Annotated in this window: 17 protein-coding genes and 1 other RNA gene; 2 read left to right on the plus strand and 16 right to left on the minus strand. The window is 29.4% G+C overall.

The features are described from left to right. From B2S02_RS06000 to B2S02_RS06025, 6 genes are all read right to left on the minus strand, one after another. Entirely contained in the window at window positions 1-507 is a 507-nt protein-coding gene (locus tag B2S02_RS06000) for a hypothetical protein (RefSeq protein ID WP_346879554.1), read from the minus strand. Beyond that, window positions 486-2,012, minus strand: coding sequence for a TrkH family potassium uptake protein (locus B2S02_RS06005; RefSeq protein WP_346877801.1), 1,527 nt, complete (start codon window positions 2,010-2,012; stop codon window positions 486-488). Before B2S02_RS06005 ends, B2S02_RS06000 begins: the two co-directional genes overlap by 22 nt. A gap of 77 nt (window positions 2,013-2,089) precedes the next feature. Further along, on the minus strand, window positions 2,090-2,779 hold the full coding sequence (locus B2S02_RS06010) for a TrkA family potassium uptake protein (RefSeq protein WP_346848666.1): 690 nt from the start codon (window positions 2,777-2,779) through the stop codon (window positions 2,090-2,092). Beyond that, window positions 2,764-3,171: an NAD-binding protein gene (locus B2S02_RS06015; protein WP_051824143.1), complete on the minus strand. Its 408-nt coding sequence runs from the start codon at window positions 3,169-3,171 to the stop codon at window positions 2,764-2,766. The genes B2S02_RS06010 and B2S02_RS06015 overlap by 16 nt, the downstream gene beginning before the upstream one ends. A 2-nt stretch (window positions 3,172-3,173) precedes the next feature. Beyond that, complete coding sequence (locus tag B2S02_RS06020) at window positions 3,174-3,539, minus strand: NAD-binding protein (protein WP_346877799.1); 366 nt, start codon at window positions 3,537-3,539, stop codon at window positions 3,174-3,176. Window position 3,540: 1 nt separating this feature from the next. Then, complete coding sequence (locus B2S02_RS06025; protein ID WP_346848664.1) at window positions 3,541-3,921, minus strand: hypothetical protein; 381 nt, start codon at window positions 3,919-3,921, stop codon at window positions 3,541-3,543. Window positions 3,922-4,117: 196 nt separating this feature from the next. Here B2S02_RS06025 and B2S02_RS06030 point away from each other — a divergent pair, with 196 nt between their 5' ends. Next, window positions 4,118-5,947 carry a sensor histidine kinase gene (locus B2S02_RS06030; protein WP_346848663.1) on the plus strand — a complete coding sequence of 610 codons (1,830 nt, stop codon included), beginning with the start codon at window positions 4,118-4,120 and terminating at the stop codon, window positions 5,945-5,947. An 8-nt stretch (window positions 5,948-5,955) separates the two neighbouring features. Continuing rightward, window positions 5,956-6,531, plus strand: coding sequence for a response regulator (locus tag B2S02_RS06035; RefSeq protein ID WP_346848662.1), 576 nt, complete (start codon window positions 5,956-5,958; stop codon window positions 6,529-6,531). Between the two features lie 237 nt (window positions 6,532-6,768). Here the strand turns inward: B2S02_RS06035 and ssrS are convergent. From ssrS to scfB, 10 genes are all read right to left on the minus strand, one after another. Next, window positions 6,769-6,948: non-coding RNA, 6S RNA (gene ssrS / locus B2S02_RS06040), on the minus strand. Between the two features lie 141 nt (window positions 6,949-7,089). Continuing rightward, window positions 7,090-8,874 carry an aspartate--tRNA ligase gene (gene aspS / locus B2S02_RS06045; RefSeq protein WP_346920452.1) on the minus strand — a complete coding sequence of 595 codons (1,785 nt, stop codon included), beginning with the start codon at window positions 8,872-8,874 and terminating at the stop codon, window positions 7,090-7,092. 93 nt (window positions 8,875-8,967) lie between these two features. Continuing rightward, complete coding sequence (locus B2S02_RS06050) at window positions 8,968-10,416, minus strand: coproporphyrinogen III oxidase (protein ID WP_346920453.1); 1,449 nt, start codon at window positions 10,414-10,416, stop codon at window positions 8,968-8,970. A 60-nt stretch (window positions 10,417-10,476) separates the two neighbouring features. After that, the gene (locus B2S02_RS06055) at window positions 10,477-11,079 is read right to left on the minus strand and encodes an MBL fold metallo-hydrolase (RefSeq protein ID WP_346848659.1); all 603 of its coding nucleotides are present in this window, start codon (window positions 11,077-11,079) and stop codon (window positions 10,477-10,479) included. Between the two features lie 36 nt (window positions 11,080-11,115). After that, window positions 11,116-11,565, minus strand: a complete 450-nt coding sequence (gene dtd, locus B2S02_RS06060; protein WP_346848658.1) for a D-aminoacyl-tRNA deacylase — start codon at window positions 11,563-11,565, stop codon at window positions 11,116-11,118. Between the two features lie 15 nt (window positions 11,566-11,580). Beyond that, the gene (locus B2S02_RS06065; protein ID WP_346848657.1) at window positions 11,581-13,752 is read right to left on the minus strand and encodes a bifunctional (p)ppGpp synthetase/guanosine-3',5'-bis(diphosphate) 3'-pyrophosphohydrolase; all 2,172 of its coding nucleotides are present in this window, start codon (window positions 13,750-13,752) and stop codon (window positions 11,581-11,583) included. A gap of 106 nt (window positions 13,753-13,858) precedes the next feature. Next, the gene (locus tag B2S02_RS06070; RefSeq protein WP_035134477.1) at window positions 13,859-14,377 is read right to left on the minus strand and encodes an adenine phosphoribosyltransferase; all 519 of its coding nucleotides are present in this window, start codon (window positions 14,375-14,377) and stop codon (window positions 13,859-13,861) included. Window positions 14,378-14,500: 123 nt separating this feature from the next. After that, a complete protein-coding gene (locus tag B2S02_RS06075) occupies window positions 14,501-15,346 on the minus strand; it encodes a DHH family phosphoesterase (protein WP_035134475.1) in 846 nt (281 codons plus the stop codon). Window positions 15,347-15,598: 252 nt separating this feature from the next. Beyond that, window positions 15,599-17,743, minus strand: a complete 2,145-nt coding sequence (secD, locus tag B2S02_RS06080) for a protein translocase subunit SecD (RefSeq protein ID WP_346848656.1) — start codon at window positions 17,741-17,743, stop codon at window positions 15,599-15,601. A 168-nt stretch (window positions 17,744-17,911) separates the two neighbouring features. After that, window positions 17,912-19,276, minus strand: a complete 1,365-nt coding sequence (gene scfB, locus B2S02_RS06085; protein ID WP_346848655.1) for a thioether cross-link-forming SCIFF peptide maturase — start codon at window positions 19,274-19,276, stop codon at window positions 17,912-17,914. Between the last annotated feature and the right edge of the window lie 44 nt (window positions 19,277-19,320).

Below are 19,320 nucleotides of genomic sequence, written 5' to 3' on the forward strand. Positions count from 1 at the left end.
TTAATTCTTACTATTTTTTCTAATTACTTCATAAGTCTTCATTGTTCCATAGATTACAAAAGGCATCAGTACGATAGTTAAAATTATCTTATGTTTGTTAATGTCATGAGTCCTTTCATAACCATCTGAAACTATTTGTATTGAATCACAGTGAATATCCATATCACCACCATGTTCTTTGCAGGCTCTATTGAAAACCCCAGTAATTCTTACTGAATCTCCAATCTTATGATAATTTCCATAAGATTTAATCATTTCCCCATCTGTAGTTTTTAAATAAATACCTATGGCAGAGGTTCCATCATTTATATTAACAAATGAATATTTGCCCCTTTCTAAAAGTTCACCAATAGCCTCACCTTGAATATTTATAATTTTAGAGTCATATTCCCAACCGTTATCAATAAGCTCACTTACAGAAGTTATAGCCTCACTAGCTAATACTGGAAATGAAGAAAAAATCGCTGTAATAATTACAATTAACATTATTTTTTGTATCTTACACATAACTTTTTAATTCCTCCTATAAAATACCCTATTAATGCAAATACTGAAATAAACTCTAATCTCCCTAGATACATAATAATGATATAACAAATCTTTAGTGGTATAGGCATGGTTATAGAAGTTACACCTATAGATAATCCAACATTTCCAGATATAGAAGCTGCCTCAAAAGCTGATTCTACAAGTGAGTAGCCATAATATGTTCCAAGTAACGTTGCAAAAATAAACATAGCAATATAACAAAGTATTATAAGCATTGATGATTTTACTAAATCATTATCTAAAATTATATCCTTAATGTGATGAACTTTTGTAGTTAAAATCTTTCTATCAGAACTAAGAACTCTTTTTATATCTGCAATTATTCCCTTAAAGATAATCCCCATCCTTAGTCCCTTAAATCCACCGGCTGTTGAACATGCACTTCCTCCAATAAGCATTGCAATTGTCATAATAAAAATTGCAAAATCTCCCCATTCAAATAATAGCTGCCTAGCATAAAGGTTGCCAAATCCAGTGGTGGTATGTGCAGATAAGAGCTGATAAGCACCCTTTCTAAATAGAGAAACTGCATCTGTGTATACTCCTGTCTTTGATAAGAACATAACTAATAATCCTGCAAGAATAAAAGAAGTTATAAAAAAGCTTTGTGTTTCAACATTTTTGAAAATTTCCTTTCTCTTACCCTTTATAACTGCAAAATGAAGACCAAAATTTAATGAACCAATGATGAACAATACCATTGTAATTAATTCATATGAAAAACTATGATAATACAATATATTTTGAGACATTGGAGCAAATCCACCTGTACTCCAACTTGACGCAAATATAAATAGTCCATGCATAAATGAATTAGATGGTGATAACCCTATGAATAAACCATTAATTGTAAGTGCCACTGTACCAATTACTAAATATATTATACTAATTTTCCAAATGGCCTTGGTAGTTCCTTTAATATTAGGTAAAAGCCCAATATCTTTTCCTTCACCTACATACATCTTATATCCACCAGAAAAATTTTTAATTAGTATTGATAAAGCTAATACAACCATGCCCTGCCCACCTACAAATGTTAGTATATGTCTCCACATATTAAGTCCAAGGGACATATGATCTAGATCTTGCATAAGAAATACTCCAGTTGTAGTAAATCCACTCATCACATCGAAACAAGCATCTATATAAGATTTTGCATGTCCACTAAAAACATAGGGAAGGGCACATAAAAGCATTAGAATCAGCCATGAATATGATGCAATTATAAGACCGTGTTTCCATTCAATTTTGTTATTTTCTTTTTCGTCTTTTCCCGAAAAAATCAGTGAAAAGGCTATAGATAATCCAATAAATAGAGCAAGAATAAAATCTACAAGCGAACTCCACTCCTTATAAAAAACAGTTACGAAGATAGGTATAATCATTAATGAAATTGTTCCCAATATAATTATTCCAACATAATAATTTATGACTTTAAAGTCCTTTAAATATTTTTCACTCATTTAATCACCCTAAAAAACTCAAAATAAAAATTACTATTATATACATAGCTACAACTAGGATTTCAAATAATATTCCCTTAAAATAATCCGAATTTCTTACCATTACTACCATCTCCATAAATAGATTTTCTTAATTTATGAGATACACTGGTATTTGTTATCAATACAACAGTGTCCTCAAGTAAGATCTTTGTATGTCCCCTAGGATAAATAATCTCGTTGTTTCTTAAAATAGAAACTATTATACTATCATTTGGTAAAATTAAGCTTTTAATCTCCATATCTCTCCAGTGGGAATTTTTATCTATATAAGCTTCAATTATTACCATTTCTCCTCTATCTAAAGTTTTTACAATTTTAAAATTATCCTCTACAAGTTCATTTTCAATTAAAGTTGAAATAACTTCTGTACTACAAACAGTAGATGTTATACCTAATTTACTAAATAACTGTCTATTTTTAGGATTATTAATTCTTGCAATAGCACTTTTAATAGAGAAATTACGCTTGCTCATTTGGCAGATAATTAAATTTTCCTCATCTTTACCTGTAACTGCTGCAACAATAGTATTTGTTCCTTCTATAGCCTCTGATAATTCTTCTAAATTTGAACCATCACCACATATTACTTCAATATCTAGTTCATTAGATATTTTCTTACATATATCATAATTCTTTTCTATCAAAGTTATTAAACACCCAATGTTTAAGAGGTTTTTTATTAAGTAATACCCAACTTTACCTCCACCAATTACAACTGCTCGCATTTTATATCCTCCTTAATATTTCTAACAGCTAGTTTTATCGGATTAATTGTTCTAATGCCTAAGGAATTATAAATGTGGCCCCTATCATCATTAAATACTCTTCCAATTACAGTTGGAACCTTATAAATATTCTGTGCTATTTCACATGCAACAATATTTATATTATCGTTTTGAGTCAAAGCAAGTAGCACATCAGCTTCCTCAATACCTGCTTCTTCTAGTAAGTCAATATCAATTTCAACCCCATTTAATATCCTTCCATTAAACCCTGAACCTAGTTTATTCGTTTTCTCCTCATCCCTATCTATTACACATATATCATGGGATGTTTCAGCTAAATCTGCAGCTAATTTGCTTCCCATCTTGCCACATCCAATAATAATAATATACATATTTAAATTGCTCCTTTTTCTAAAAATTTATATAAAGTTTCTTTTGCATAACAATTAAAATCTATTACATCAAAAACTCCAATTGAAGCAAAAACATCTTTATTGTTTGAATTGTTAATTAATGTAATAACCTTTTTAGTTTCATAAAAAGTTTTACAAACCTTTGAAATATAGAAATTAAACTGATCTTTAGGTGTGATAATCACCACCACATCTGCTCTCTTTAATAAGTAATTATTAAATATATCGGAAGACGCGGGCGAAAGTTCTTGTGGTGAAATTACATTTGAGAAATCTAAGCTTAAACCTTCTAAACTTTCCTTATATCGATTAATGAATTTACTTTCACTTATAACAACAACAAACAAATTAAATTACCTCCTTACCTAATGGCTCAAAGAAATCTTGAAGATATAAATTTTTATTACCGTTGTTAGATATCTTTTCTAATGCTCTAAAATTATAAACAACTTGTACATTATCTAAAAATTTCAAATTATCTTCAATCATTAAATTTAAATAATCATCTTCTGTTATTATAAAAACATGTGATAACATTGCTTTCGATGACTTATCTAGTATCTGTTTCATATCAGTTATATTGACTTGATAATAATAAAGAAATTTATTCTTTATTTTAATTTCTTCTGGTGATTTATCATCAATCAAAAATACAATTTTTTCTTTACAAATAAGTGATTTAATTAAGTTGATACTTGAGTTATTGTAACCTATAATTAAGTTATACATAATACTACCTTCCTACGTAATTTTTACTACCTACTAATTCTAATCTTATTAGATATAAATATCAAAGTAAGCTAAAAGTACTATTAACAATTATCCATACTTCAGAAATTGGAGTTTTAAAATTAGCTTAATTAATCTTAGCTTTGCTATATTTTACTTTGCTTTACTATAAGAATTAACTTAAGGAGGAAAAACTATGGTTAAAACCTTAAATGGAAAACTATCACTTATTTATATTGTTATAATCCTAGCAATGTCATTGCTAGGATTAGTTTCAGTTAGAAATTTAATTACAATTTCAAATGATATAGATGGACTTTTAACTAACAATTATAAAAGTATTCAATCTGTTGAAAATATGAAAGATGCACTTTATAATCAACAACAGAGCTTATTTCTTTACATATCTGGCGATAAAAAAGAAGGCCTCGCTGAATATTCTAAAAATAACTCTTTATTTTTAGATAACTTTTACTTTGAAAAAAATAATATAACTGAAGATGGAGAAATGGAATATGTAAATAGTCTTGATACTTACTATCTTGAATATAGCCAGAATTTTTTTACCTTATCTGAAATCATTCAAAATAATGGTAAAGTATCAGGGTATAATTTTTTCTTCAATGAAATTAAAATTAATTATGATACAATTGTAAAGACTCTAGATAATATAAGTAGTCTAAATGAAACTATGATGATTAATTCAAAAACTAGAGTTGAAAATAAAACTAAAATTATAATAAATGCAACAATACTTTTTACTTTAGCTTCAATATTAATTTCATTTTTCTTATCAAGACATCTTCTTAAAAAGATATTATACCCATTAAATAATATCATTGATGCTATTAAAGATATAAAAACTAACTCTGCATATAAAGAATTGGAAATAACAACAAAAGATGAACTAGGAGAATTAGCAAATCAATTTAACTTAATGGCAAAAAGAATTGAAAGTTTTGAAAAAAGCACACTAGGTCAAATATTAAAAGAAAGAAATAATTCAAACTCCATATTAAGAAGCATAGATTCTCCAATGGTAGTTATTGATAAAGATTATAAAGTTACCATGGTTAACGAAAATTTTATTGATGCCTTTGATATTAGCGATGAAAAACCAGAAGGACGATATTTAACTCATTTGGTTAATGATAGAAGTTTTTTTTCAGTTATCTATGATATAACATTAAATAACTGTCAATGGGATTTTTTGAATATTATCACTCTAAAAAACAAAAATGGAGATATACTCTATTACAATATATCAATTAAAGAAATTAAAGAGGAAGATCTTCAAGTTGGCTATGTAATTTTATTAAAGGATGTAACACACTTAAAAGAAATAGAGCAAACTAGTAAGGATTTCTTTGCAACAATTTCACACGAATTTAAAACTCCATTAACTTCAATTATGATTGGTACAGGTCTACTAGAAAGTAGTAAATTAGGAGATTTAAGTTACGAACAAAGAAAAATATTAACCACTATTAAGGAAGATGGCGAAAGATTAAACTTACTTGTTTCAAATATGCTTTTATTATCGAAACTGGAATCTTCAACTGAGATTTATAATAAAGAGTATAATTCCATTGAGGATTTGATAAAAGCCTCAGTCTCTAGTAACAAAGGTATCGCAAATTATAGTGGAATTATTCTTGAATACAATGTAGATATAAATGTAAAACCGTTATCCTGTGACGGTGAAAAATTAGTATGGGTACTTAATAATTTAATAATAAATGCCATTAGACACTGCAAGGATGGCGATTTAATTTCTATACGAGGATTCTTAAAAGATAATAAATTAAATATAACTGTAACTGATACTGGTGTTGGAATTTTAAAGGATAATACTACAAAAATATTTGATAAATATACTCAATTAACTAATAAAGACATTAAAAATAATTCTGGTCTTGGTCTCTGGATATGTAAAGACATAATAGCTGCTCACAATGGTGAAATAACATGTGAAAGTGATTTAGGTGAAGGGGCAACATTTACAATTATTATTCCATATAATTAGGAGGTACTATGAAAAAAGCACTTGTAGTTGATGATACTAAAAATATAAGAAAATTATTAAAAACATCATTAGAACTAAATGAATACATTGTCACTGAAGCTCTAAATGGATTAGAGGCATTAGAAATATTATCTAGAGAACCCTTTGATTTAATCTTTTTAGATATTAAAATGCCAACATTAAGTGGCACTGAAGTATTGAAAAGAATTCGGGAAGATGGAATATTTTCTACGGTAATAATTATGACAGCTTTCCCAACAGTTAAAAATGCTGTTGATTGTACTAAATTGGGAGCTGTTGAATATTTACTTAAGCCATTTACTACAGACAAAATTAATTCACTAATCTATAGATTAAATAATCTTACTGAAGACACAAAAATTCTTGAAAATATAATAAAAGGAGTATCAAAGTTAATGTATCTAAAAAAATATGACGATTCAATACTTCTATTAAATAAAGCATTATCTATAGATGCAACTAATTCTAATATATATAAACTTCTTTCGGAATGTTATGAAGGTCTAGGTGATAACGCTAATAGAGATAAATTTTTAAATTGCTATACCACCTTTAAGAAGTAGTTGCTATAAAATCACAATACTTAGGTATTTAATAACTATTATGCAAATTCACTATAATTATGTAGTTAGTTTAATTTATATGTATACTCTTTTATTCAATAGACTTATAATTTTTTACCTATTCTATTATTTATATTCCCTCTAGTGTTTCACTTTCTTCTTAACTTTTTTAATAATATCTATGGATGTAAAAAAAAGAGTAAATACAAAGTATTTACTCTTTAATATTAAAACTATTGATACCCACCGTGCCGTATTAATGATGTATTTGAACCCTGTCTACCAGGGGTGGAATCGCCTCACTACTTCTGGTACCAACTATAAAATAGTCAGTCAACACTCCATAATGAGAACATCAGCCACAACGTTTAAATGTTGGCTCAACATAAACCATTTCCACGCACACAGCAGAATATTCTTTAGTATTATTATATAGCAATTGTAATTAAATTGCAATTGTAAAATAAATATTAATCACTAAGTATCAATAGTTTTATAAAGTTATTATGTCCATATAACTTATTATTATTCTCTATAATAATAAAATCTTCTATTAAATTATTTTTCTACTTTACTTACTTCTATTCCTAAGTCAATTAATTGCTTTTTATCAACTACATTAGGTGCTTCACTCATTGGGCAATAAGCATTTTGATTTTTAGGGAAGGTAATAACGTCTTTTATGTTATCAGTTCCTGCAAGGAACATTACCATTCTATCTAAACCATATGCAAGTCCGCCATGTGGTGGTGGTCCATATTTGAATGCCTCTAATAAGAATCCAAATCTTTCCCATGCACTTTCATCAGTAAAGCCTAGAAGATTAAATATTCTTTGTTGAAGGTTTGTATCATGAATTCTTATACTTCCTCCACCAAGTTCTTCTCCATTTAATACTATATCATAAGCCTTAGCACGAGCTCTTCCTGGATTTGTTTCTAGAAGTTGTAAATCTTCATCCATAGGTGCTGTGAATGGATGGTGAAGAGCTACGAATCTCTTCTCTTCTTCGTCATATTCAAACATTGGGAATTCAGTAATCCATACAAAGTTAAATTCTTTGTTTCCTTCTAAGATTCCAAGTTCCTTAGCAAGTTCTAATCTTAAAGCTCCAAGAGATTGAAGTACTACACTATCAATATCTGCAACTATTAAAACTAAATCTCCTACTTCTGCTCCAGCAGCATTTAATAATTTAGCCATATCTTCTTCTGAGAAGAATTTAGCTATTGGAGATTTTATTTCTCCTTCTTTATAAGCTACCCAAGCAAGACCTTTTGCTTTATAAGTTTTAACAAACTCACCTAGTTTATCAATTTTCTTTCTACCCATGTCTGCACAGTTTTTAGCTACAATAGCTCTTACTGAACCACCATTTTCAATGGCTCCTTTAAACACAGCAAAATCTGTACCTCTTACTGCTTCAGTAATATTTTGTATCTCCATACCAAATCTTAAATCTGGCTTGTCACTACCATATTTATTCATAGCTTCTGCATAAGGCATTCTCTTTATTGGAAGTTGTACATCTACATCTATAACTTCTTTAAATACTCTTTTTAAAAGACCTTCATTTAAGGCTATGATATCCTCCATTTCAACAAAGCTCATCTCTAAATCTATTTGCGTAAATTCTGGTTGTCTATTAGCTCTTAAATCTTCATCTCTAAAACATTTAACAATTTGAAAATACTTGTCATATCCAGAAACCATTAATAATTGTTTAAATATTTGTGGAGATTGAGGTAATGCATAAAACATTCCTGGGTAATTTCTACTAGGCACTAAGTAATCTCTAGCTCCTTCTGGAGTGCTCTTAGTAAGCATTGGTGTTTCCATTTCTAAGAATCCATTTTCATCTAGATAATCTCTTACTACTTTTCCAGCTTTATGTCTAATCATTAATATTTTTTGCATATCTGGTCTTCTAAGATCTAAATATCTATATTTTAGTCTTATGTTTTCACCAGCATCTAAGTTTTCTTTAATATATATAGGTGGAGTTTCTGATTCTGAAAGTATTTTAATACTTTCCCCTTTAAGCTCTACCATTCCTGTTGGTAAATTTTTATTAGGAGATTCTCTTTTTATAACCTCTCCAGTAACAGCTATGCAGTACTCAGATTTAACTAAATCAGCTTTTTCAAAGGCTTCTTTATTTATTTCTTCACCAAATACAACTTGTAACAATCCAGTTCTGTCTCTTAAATCTACAAAAACTAAACTTCCTAAATTTCTTTTTCTTTGGACCCAACCCATAACAGTGATTTTTTCAGAGATATTTGATTCTCTTACTTCACCACACATAATGGTTCTTTTAAGTCCATTAAGTGATTCTCCCATTTAAATTCCTCCTATTTACTTATTAAGTCTAAAATATATTATAATATCATTACCCAAATGAATATTTCTTTAAAACCTATGTACATAATTGTTTTAATATAGAGTATTGAGTAATTCTATCTTTCTAGCTATCATCTCGTCTATTCTACTATTATACTCTTTTACATCCTTAACATTTGCAAATCTCTCTATTCGATTCTCATCTAGGAAAACAACCTTTGAAACTCCATCTGCTCCAAGAGCAATAATAGTTTGCTTTTCCTCTATCATCTGAATATTATATATACATATTTTTCCATCTCTACAATAGCCTACATTCGCCATGTTACCTACCATATTTTTTTGTCTATACATATAATACGGTTTCATATTTAAATCTAAAGAAAGATTTTTTGTAGCTTCATACATAGCATTTAACTCATGTTGATTAGGAATAGTAAACTTTCCCTTATTAACTAGATTTTCATGTAGTCTAGAGCCTCTTTTAATAGACATACCATGTATAGTTATGCTATCTGGATTTAGTTTAAGTATTTCTTCGCAACTTCTATTTATATGACTTAGCTCTTCTCCTGGGAGACCAACTATCATATCCATATTTATATTATCAAAGCCTAGACTTCGTGCTAGATTAAAGCAGTTTTCTACATCCTTACTACTATGATTTCTACCAATGTTTTTTAAAGTATCATCATTCATACTTTGAGGATTTATACTAATCCTATGAACCTTATATTTTTTCATAGATTGAAGTTTTCTTTCTGTTATACTATCTACTCTTCCACATTCTACAGTAAATTCTTTAACACCCTTACCTTCAACAAAGCACTTATATATCTTATTCATTATATCTTCAAATTCTTCATCATTTACAGAAGTAGGAGTACCTCCTCCAAAATAGACACTTTCAATAGTTAAATTCTTTTCAGATACATATTTACTTATAGCTTTTATTTCCTTGGTAATAGCATTAAGATAGTCTTTAACTAAAGCTGACTTTCCCCCTATAGGATTTGAGGTAAAAGAACAATAAACACATCTAGTTGGACAAAAGGGCATACCCACATATATACTTATAGTATCTTTATCTTTGTTAACTACACTTTTTTCGTACTTAGCTACATCAATACAAAGTTTTGTCTTCTCCTTGCTAGTTTCATGTCTATCCTTAAATTCTTTTATTACCTCCTCTTCACTATATCCTTTTTCTAAAAGATCTAGTGCTTTTTTAGAAGGCCTTATCCCAACTAAAGTTCCCCATGGAAGAACTTTGCCAGTAATATTTCTAAGATATATGAATAAGGACTTTTTAACTTCCTCAGAAAGCTTATAATTTCTATTAATTTCATAATTAAAGAATCCTTCTGTTCCTCCAATTATAATACTTCCCGTTTCTTCATCTATATCTATAGATAAGTCAAATTCCTCATTTACAAATTCTATATTAATAAAACTATAAAATAGATTTATCATAAGAAAGACATCATATCTAAAATTCATATTGCTTAGCTTTACTTTTATAGACTTCATATCCTTTATCATATTTATCAAATCCTTATTTCAAATTACCTTCTTATAACCCAATATACAGTTTAATTTTACCTATAGAAATGGGTTTTCCATTCTTTCTTGGCCTATGGTACTACTTGGTCCATGACCTGGGTGAACTGCCACACTATCACTAAGAGGCATTAAATTATTTTTTATACTTGTTATAAGCTCATTGTGGTCTCCACCAGCTAAATCACTTCTGCCAACAGATCCCTTGAATAGAGTATCTCCAGTAAACACATTTCCATCTACTAAAAGACTTATTCCTCCTGGTGTATGTCCTGGTGTTGCTAAAACTTCTATTTTATAATTACCAAACTTTAATATATCACCATGTTTTAATAAAAGGTCTGCTCCACCTTCAATAAGTGGTCCATAATACATTATATTATTTAAAATCATATCATTATCTTCTTTAGCCATAGCTACAGTTGCTCCTGTTTCAGCCTTTAATCCATCTACCCCTGTAGTATGATCAAAGTGACCATGGGTTAATATGATATATTTAACCTTAGCTTCTAGTTGATTAAGAGCTTTACATACATCATCTATATCTCCACCCGGGTCTAAAACTACAGCTTCCTTTGTTTCTTCATCAAATAATATATAACAGTTGGCAGCATAAACTCCTGCCATCATTCTTTTTATAATCATAGTATCACCTCAAAATGCCATATATTTCTTAAAATTTTAAAAATCCTTCTTACTCTCTAATAAAAGTGTTACTGGTCCATCATTTATAATTTCAACCTTCATATCAGCTCCGAATTCCCCTGTTTGAAGATTAGGTATTTCTTTTTTAAAGGCTTCAACTAGCTCATTATATAATTCTCTAGCAACATCTCCACCTTGTGCCTTCATAAAATCAGGTCTCTTTCCCTTTCTACAATCACCATATAGAGTAAATTGAGATATTATTAATAGCTCCCCCTCTATATCTTGAAGTGAAAAGTTCATTCTCTCATCTTCATCTTCAAAAATTCTCATTCCAAGAACTTTTCTTACTATATAATCTATATCTTCTTTAGTATCTTCCTTACTTATTCCCACAAGTAAGTTAATTCCTTTTCCTATTTCACTAATAACTTTATTATCTACTTCAACCTTTGAAGATTTAACTCTTTGTACTACAGCTCTCATATTAAGCACTCCTTTTTACTGTTTCTTTCTATAGACATCCTTAACATCCTTGATTTTCTTAAGTTTAGTTTGAATATCCTTTAAATGCTCTATACTAGAAATATTTATTTTTAGGCTTACAACTGCTATATTTTTTTTATTTGTTACAGCACTTATTGATAAAATATTAGCTTTTACAAGCCCTAGTATCTCTATAATATCTGTAAGAAGACCTAATCTATCCTCAGCTATTACTTCTATGTCAGCAATATATTTATCTTTATTTTCTTTTCCCCAAGCCACTTCAACTATTTTGTGACTTTCTTTTTCCTGTAAGTTAATTACATTCTTACAGTCACTTCTATGAATAGATACACCCTTGCCTCTTGTAATATATCCAATAATATCATCTCCATATACAGGACTACAACATTTTGCAAATCTTACTTGAATATTAGACATATCCTTAACTGTAACTCCAGAATAAGTATTATTCTTTTGTTTTTTACTTTTTTCCTCATGAATTAGCCTTAATTCCTCAAGTTTTAACTGCTTAGAGTTCTCTTTATCATAAGCATCCTTTAGCTTGCTTATCATATTATTAGGGTTTATGTCTCCAATGCCTACACCATGGTATAAATCATCCATGTTCTTTAGGTTATATCTTCTAATAATTTTCTCAATAATGTCCTCATTAATTACTTGAGAAAATATACAATTTTGCTTCTTACACTCTTTATCTACTAATTCTTTTCCCTTTGCTATGGTCTCTTCTCTATTTGCCTTTTTAAACCAAAGTTTAATTTTACTCCTTGCTTGATTACTCTTAACTATATTAAGCCAATCTATGCTAGGTCCTTTTGAATTAGTAGCTGTAATTACCTCTACAATTTCCCCTGTTCTGAGCTTATAATCTAGAGGTACTATCTTCCCATTTACCTTACCTCCAACACACTTATGACCTACTGCAGTATGGATAGCATAGGCAAAGTCTATAGGTGTAGAGTCATTTGGTAAATTTATAACATCACCCTTTGGAGTAAAAACAAATACTTCATCTGAAAATAAATCTATCTTAAAGCCTTCCATAAATTCTTCAGCGTCAGAAGTCTCTCCTTGCCATTCTAGCATTTCTCTAAGCCAATATAGCTTTGAATCTAGAGATTTATCCTCATCTTGAACACTTTCTTTATATTTCCAGTGAGCTGCAATACCATATTCAGCAGTTCTGTGCATTTCAAAGGTTCTAATTTGTATTTCAAAGGGTTTTCCGAAAGGTCCTATTACCGTTGAATGAAGTGACTGATACATATTAGGTTTAGGCATAGCAATATAGTCCTTAAATCTACCTGGTATAGGCTTATACATAGTATGTACTATTCCCAATGCAGCATAGCAATTTCCAATATCATCTACTAATATCCTCACTGCTGTAAGATCAAATATTTGATCTATGGTTTTACTACTTTTTATCATTTTTCTATAAATACTATAGAAGTGCTTTGGTCTACCTTCTATTTCTGCTGTAATTCCACCCATATTAAGATTTAATTTAAGTTGTGATATGATATGACTTATTTGCTCTTCTCTTTCATTTCTCTTATCTGAAATCAGCTTTACTAAGTCATAATATTCTGTTGGATTTAAGTATCTTAATGCTAAATCCTCTAGCTCCCACTTTATTTTTGATATACCTAATCTATGAGCTAATGGCGCATATATATCTAGAGTTTCCTTAGCCTTTTCCTTTTGTTTATTCTCTGGCATGTATTTTAACGTTCTCAAGTTATGTAATCTATCAGCCAATTTTATAAGTATTACTCTTATATCCTTAGCCATCGCAAGAAGCATTTTTCTAACATTATCTGCTTGTTGTTCTTCTTTTGACTTATATTTTATTTTACCTAGCTTAGATACCCCTTCTACTAAATCTGCCACTTCTATAGAAAAGATGTTACAAACATCTTCATATGTATATTCTGTATCTTCAATTACATCATGTAAAAGACCTGCCACTATGGTAGAGGTATCAAGTCCTAGTTCAGCCAAAATACAAGCTACTTCTAAAGGATGAATAATATAAGGCTCTCCTGACTCTCTTTTTTGTTCTTTATGGGCATTTACAGAAAATTCATAGGCCTTATTTACAAAATTGATATCTACATTGTGACAATTACTATTAATTTTTTCTATCAATTTATCAATCATTGTAATACACTCCTAAAATTAAAGGCTGGTTAATGAACCAGCCACCTATTTAAACTCAGTAATTATTATATACTATAACCCAAATTATTGCAATTTATGTTCAATTCTAAAATGGATAGTCTATAACAGACATAATATCATATTGTGCTATTTTTTCTCTACCTTTAAGTTCTGTTAGCTCTATTAAAAAGTCTATGGCTACAACTTCTCCACCTGATTCCTCAACAAGCTTTGCAACAGCAGCTACGGTTCCTCCTGTAGCAAGTAAATCATCAACAATTGCTACTCTCTGACCTTTTTTAATAGCATCCTTATGAATTTCTAACGCATCACTTCCATATTCTAAATCATAGGAAGTTTTAATAGTTTCATAGGGTAATTTACCAGGTTTTCTAACTGGCACAAAACCAGCTCCTAAAGCATAAGCTACTGGTACTCCAAATAAAAACCCTCTAGCCTCTGGTCCTATTACTATATCAATTTTTTTATCCCTCAAGTGATTGGCAATAACATCTATTGACTCTCTTAATGCCTCTCTATCTTGAAGTAAAGTAGTTACATCTTTAAAACTTATACCTTTTTTCGGAAAATCTTCTATTATTCTAACTTTATCCTTTAAATTCATTTTCTACTCCTCCTAAAGCCTTTACCCAAACACATCTTTACCATAATTAAATTATATATTAACCTTGATATTTAATGCAATACTTTAAAAAATATGTATATTTAAATGCTTATATATATTATTCTATTCTAAACTCATCATAACCTCTTTATATAAGTATTTTGATATTTGTTTTGCTCTATAACTATCATTAGTAGTAAAAAGTTCAACAATTATTCTTGCATTATCTAGCTTATTCTTGGAAATCATCTTTGGTAAGAGCTTTATAATACCTTCATCATAAAACTTCATTATACCACCATAATTCCGCTCATGTTCTCTTATCAACGCCCTAACTCCATAGTTATTAGTTTGTTTTAATTTCTTGCACCCTTCTTCTACAAAGTATTTATTCTCTTCTTCTATTTCTATCTCTGTTGTAATTATACCCATCATTACTAAATCCAAATACTTTTGTGTGCAACTTATCTTATAATAAGAAGCTATAACTTCTATGAATTTATATATAAGGGAACAAGCTGTAAAATCCTTAAAAGGATAATTACAATTTGTTTGATAGGTATTTATTGTTATACAATTATTATCCTCTACTATGTGATTATGATAATCCGTTACAATTATATCTATGTTGTTTTCCTTACAAAGTTGTATTTCTGCTTTAGATTTAACTCCACAACCAACTGTTATAATTAAATTTGCTCCAAGACATAATAAATTATTCTCTATATCTTCTTTATTTAAATTTCTATCATTTCTATATACACTGGGTATATAATACTCTACATCACTATTTACATATCGTAATACTAACATAAGAAGAGATATGGCACATACGCTATCAAAGTCATGATAGCCATATATAACTATCTTTTCTCTCTCATTGATAGCTTTCACAATTCTGTTTAATGCAATTTTCATATTTCCTAATAGAAACGGATCATTATCTTTCCTATTCATACTATACTCCATATGCGCTCCTCCAAATTAGTTCCATGAGTAGTTTTTTGATCCCTTATAATTTCATCATATATTTCAGTGATCACATTCTCCTTGAACAAAAAACTTCTAACTCCATATTACTTGTACATATTATGGAGTTTAAGAAATCTATTTATAGAAAACAAATATATTATAATTTAAAACTGACAATTTTACAAACAAATTATTATAAAAATGGCGAAAAACATGATAAAATGTTTTTCGCCATGAACTTTGTTTATATTATGCTACTACTTTAGCTTTCTTTTTTTGCTTTGCATTTTTAATTATTACCCATAGTGGTGAAGCTATAAATATTGAAGAATACGCTCCACAGGCAATTCCCACTATAAGTGGAAGTGAGAACTCTCTTATGGATGGTACTAGAACATAAACTGCCACTATAGTTATAAGTGTTGTTAAGGATGTATTTATACTTCTAGTCATAGTTTCTGTTATACTCATATTAGCAACCTCTGATTGATCCATCCTTCTGTTTCTCTTAACATTTTCTCTTATTCTATCAAAGATAACAATAGTATCATTAATAGAATATCCTACTATAGTCAAAATAGCTGCTATAAATGGTGAATTGGCTTGAATTCCAAATATAGCATAGAAAGAAAGTGTAATTAATACATCATGAAGTAAAGCTATAATAGATGCTGCTGCATAGCTAAATTCAAATCTAGCAGTAATATATATAAGCATAGCAATAGATGCAACTCCTAATGCTAACAATGCCTTTTTCTTTAATTCATTTCCAACAGTAGCTCCTATACTTTCCTTGCCAATAAGTGCACTATCTTCTAATGAATACTTTTCTTTTATTTCATCAATAAGAGCATTAGTTTTTTCTTCATTCAATACCCCTTCTTGAACAATAATTTGTATCTCTTTTCCTTCACTAGCTAATTTGGTAGAGTATTTATCTTTAGCATACTTATCAATAATAGTATTTACATCAGCCTTATTGAATTCTTTATTCATATCTAAAGTAATTAATGTACCACCCTTGAAATCTATACCATAATTTAAACCTTTAGTTGCTATAAATCCAACTCCAATAGCAATTATAATAATTGATATAGCAAACCATATTTTAGTCTTCTCTATTATTTTTAAACTAGTAAATTCATGTTTTTTTCCTTCTCTCACGCCAAAATATGATGGTTTATTTATCCAACCTGCATTTACAGCATTATTGAGTAGAAACTTTGTAACAAATAAGGCAGTAAATATACTTACAATAATACCTATAAGTAGCGTTACTGCAAATCCCTTAACAGAACCTGAACCTAGAAAATATAATACTAGTGCTGCAATAATTGTAGTTATGTTAGAGTCTAAAATTGACGATAATGCTCTACTATAACCAGCTTCAACAGAAGTCTTTATAGATTTACCTAATCTTAACTCTTCCTTAGTTCTTTCAAATATGAGAACATTAGCATCTACAGCCATACCAATGGTAAGAATTAACCCTGCTATACCTGCTAAAGTTAATACTACTCCAAATTGAGAGAATATTACAAGTAATAAACTTACATATAAAACTATAGCCACAGAAGCAATTATTCCTGGAACTCTATAGTATGCAACCATAAATAGTATTATACAAGCTATACCAATCATGGCTGCCTTTTTACTAAGGGATAATGCCTCAGCTCCAATAGTTGGTCCTACTGTTTTAACTGAAGTAGCTTCTATTTTTACTGGAAGAGCTCCCGAAGTTATGATACTAGCAATAGAATTTGCCTCTTCTAAAGAACTCATACCTTCAATAATTGCCTTTCCATCACTAATAACAGCATTAACTGTTGGATTAGTTAAAACTTCACCATCCATTTTTATAGCTATACTTTTATTTAAGAAAGTCTTAGTTGCTTCCGCAAATTTTGCAGTTCCATCTTCATTTAATTCAAGATTAACAACATACTTATTATCTTGAGATATATATGCTCCTGCTTCTTTAACCTCTTTACCAGTTAAAATTACTTTTCCATCTGGACCTTCAAAGGTTAATTCACCAGTTTTACCAATGGTATCTAAAACCTTATCTGTATCAAACTCTCCTGGTATTTCTATTCTAATTCTATTTTCGCCTTCTTGAGTTATAGGAATTTCGCTTACTCCATCTTTATTTATTCTCATAGAAATAAGTTCTATAGTTCTATCTATAACAGCTTGATCTACCTTCTCCTCCTTTATCTCCATTAAAAGAGAAGTTCCTCCTACTAAATCAAGCCCTTTATCAATACTACTTCCAAAGGTTTTGATTCTATAATTACCTAAATTCACCCCATAAAGACCAGCGTATGCAAAAAGACCTATTAATATTATTGCTATGATAACTACAATTCCACTTTTTCTATTTTTCCTCCTCATGGTTATCCCCTTCCTGTTTTCTAATTGTATTTTCTAATTGTCTATTTATTATTTATTTTACAGGTATTGTATGGATAAAATCAAGTACATATAACTTAATTTTCTGTATACTTCTTATTTTTTATCAAAATAAGGATAGAATTTTTAATTCTATCCTTTAAAACACAATTATTTATTCATTGTTTTCGCTTTTAAAGCAATAGCACACTCTATTCTCTTCTTTTGCATTTTACAACCTAATTCATATGGCACGTGAACATCACCATTAAAGTTAAAGTTGTTAGCTTGACATCCTCCACTACAGTAGAATCTTGCCCAGCAGTTTTTACATGTAGGTTTATTATATATATGAGCATCCTTAAGATTTTGAACTATAGAAAAGTCCTTAACCCCTTCATATATATCTCCCATAAGAAAGTCTTTATTCCCTACAAATTGATGACAAGGATATATTTCTCCATCAGGAGTAACTGCTACATACTCATGTCCAGCTCCACATCCTGAAATTCTCTTATAGATGCATGGACCTCCTTGTAAATCTATATTGAAGTGATAGAATTTAAAGGATTTTCCTGCTTCATATTTTTCAACCATATATTCATATAATTTATCATATTGTTCAAAAATTGTAGGAAGGTCCTCTTCTCTTAATGAAAGTTCATGGTCATCTGGAAGTACTACTGGTTCAATAGATACTTCATCAAAGCCTAGCTCCACCATATGCTTTACATCTTCAAAGAAATCTGTATTTTCTCTTGTAAAAGTACCTCTTACATAATAAGTCTTAGACTTATCTCTTATATCTACCATTTTCTTTATTTTAGGTAATATAGATTCATAGGTACCAGTTCCATCAAATCTTATTCTTACTTTATCATTGACTTCTTTTCTTCCATCTATACTTAAAATTATATTTCCCATGTTTTTATCAAGGTAGTCCATTATTTCATCATTTAAAAGAGTAGAGTTAGTAGTCATAGTAAATCTAATGTTTTTATTGTGAAGTTTTTCTTGTTCTCTACCGTAATCTACTATTTCCTTTATGATATCAAAGGCCATAAGTGGCTCTCCACCAAATAAGTCAATTTCTATATTTTTTCTTTTACCTGAGTTTTTTATAACAAAATCTATAGCGTCTTTACCGGTTTGTGCGCTCATGGTTTTTCTACAACCCTTATATTCTCCTTCATCGGCAAAACAATATTTGCACTTCAAATTACAATCATGAATTATATTAAGACAAAGGGCTTTAATGGCTACCTCTGCTTGTCCACTCATCATTGCTATATTTTCATATAAATCTTTAGAATAAAGCATTTCTTCATGAACTAAAGATTCTAATTCCTCATATACATCATCAATTTCTTCACTGGAGTATCTATCCTTATATATTTCTTTTAACTCGTCTTTAGTTTTAAGTTTATCTGAGTCTAACATGTCATATACAAGCTCATCTACTTCATGAACTGCACCTGAATTTACATCTATAACATAAAAATCATTGCCTTGTCTAAATTTGTGAATTAATTCCATTGTTTTTCCTCCTAACTAAACACAAAGCAGTAACTTTTTGTTAC

The sequence above is a fragment of the Clostridium sp. UBA7339 genome, assembly GCF_002470865.1.
Classification (GTDB): Bacteria; Bacillota; Clostridia; order Clostridiales; family Clostridiaceae; genus Clostridium_J; species Clostridium_J sulfidigenes.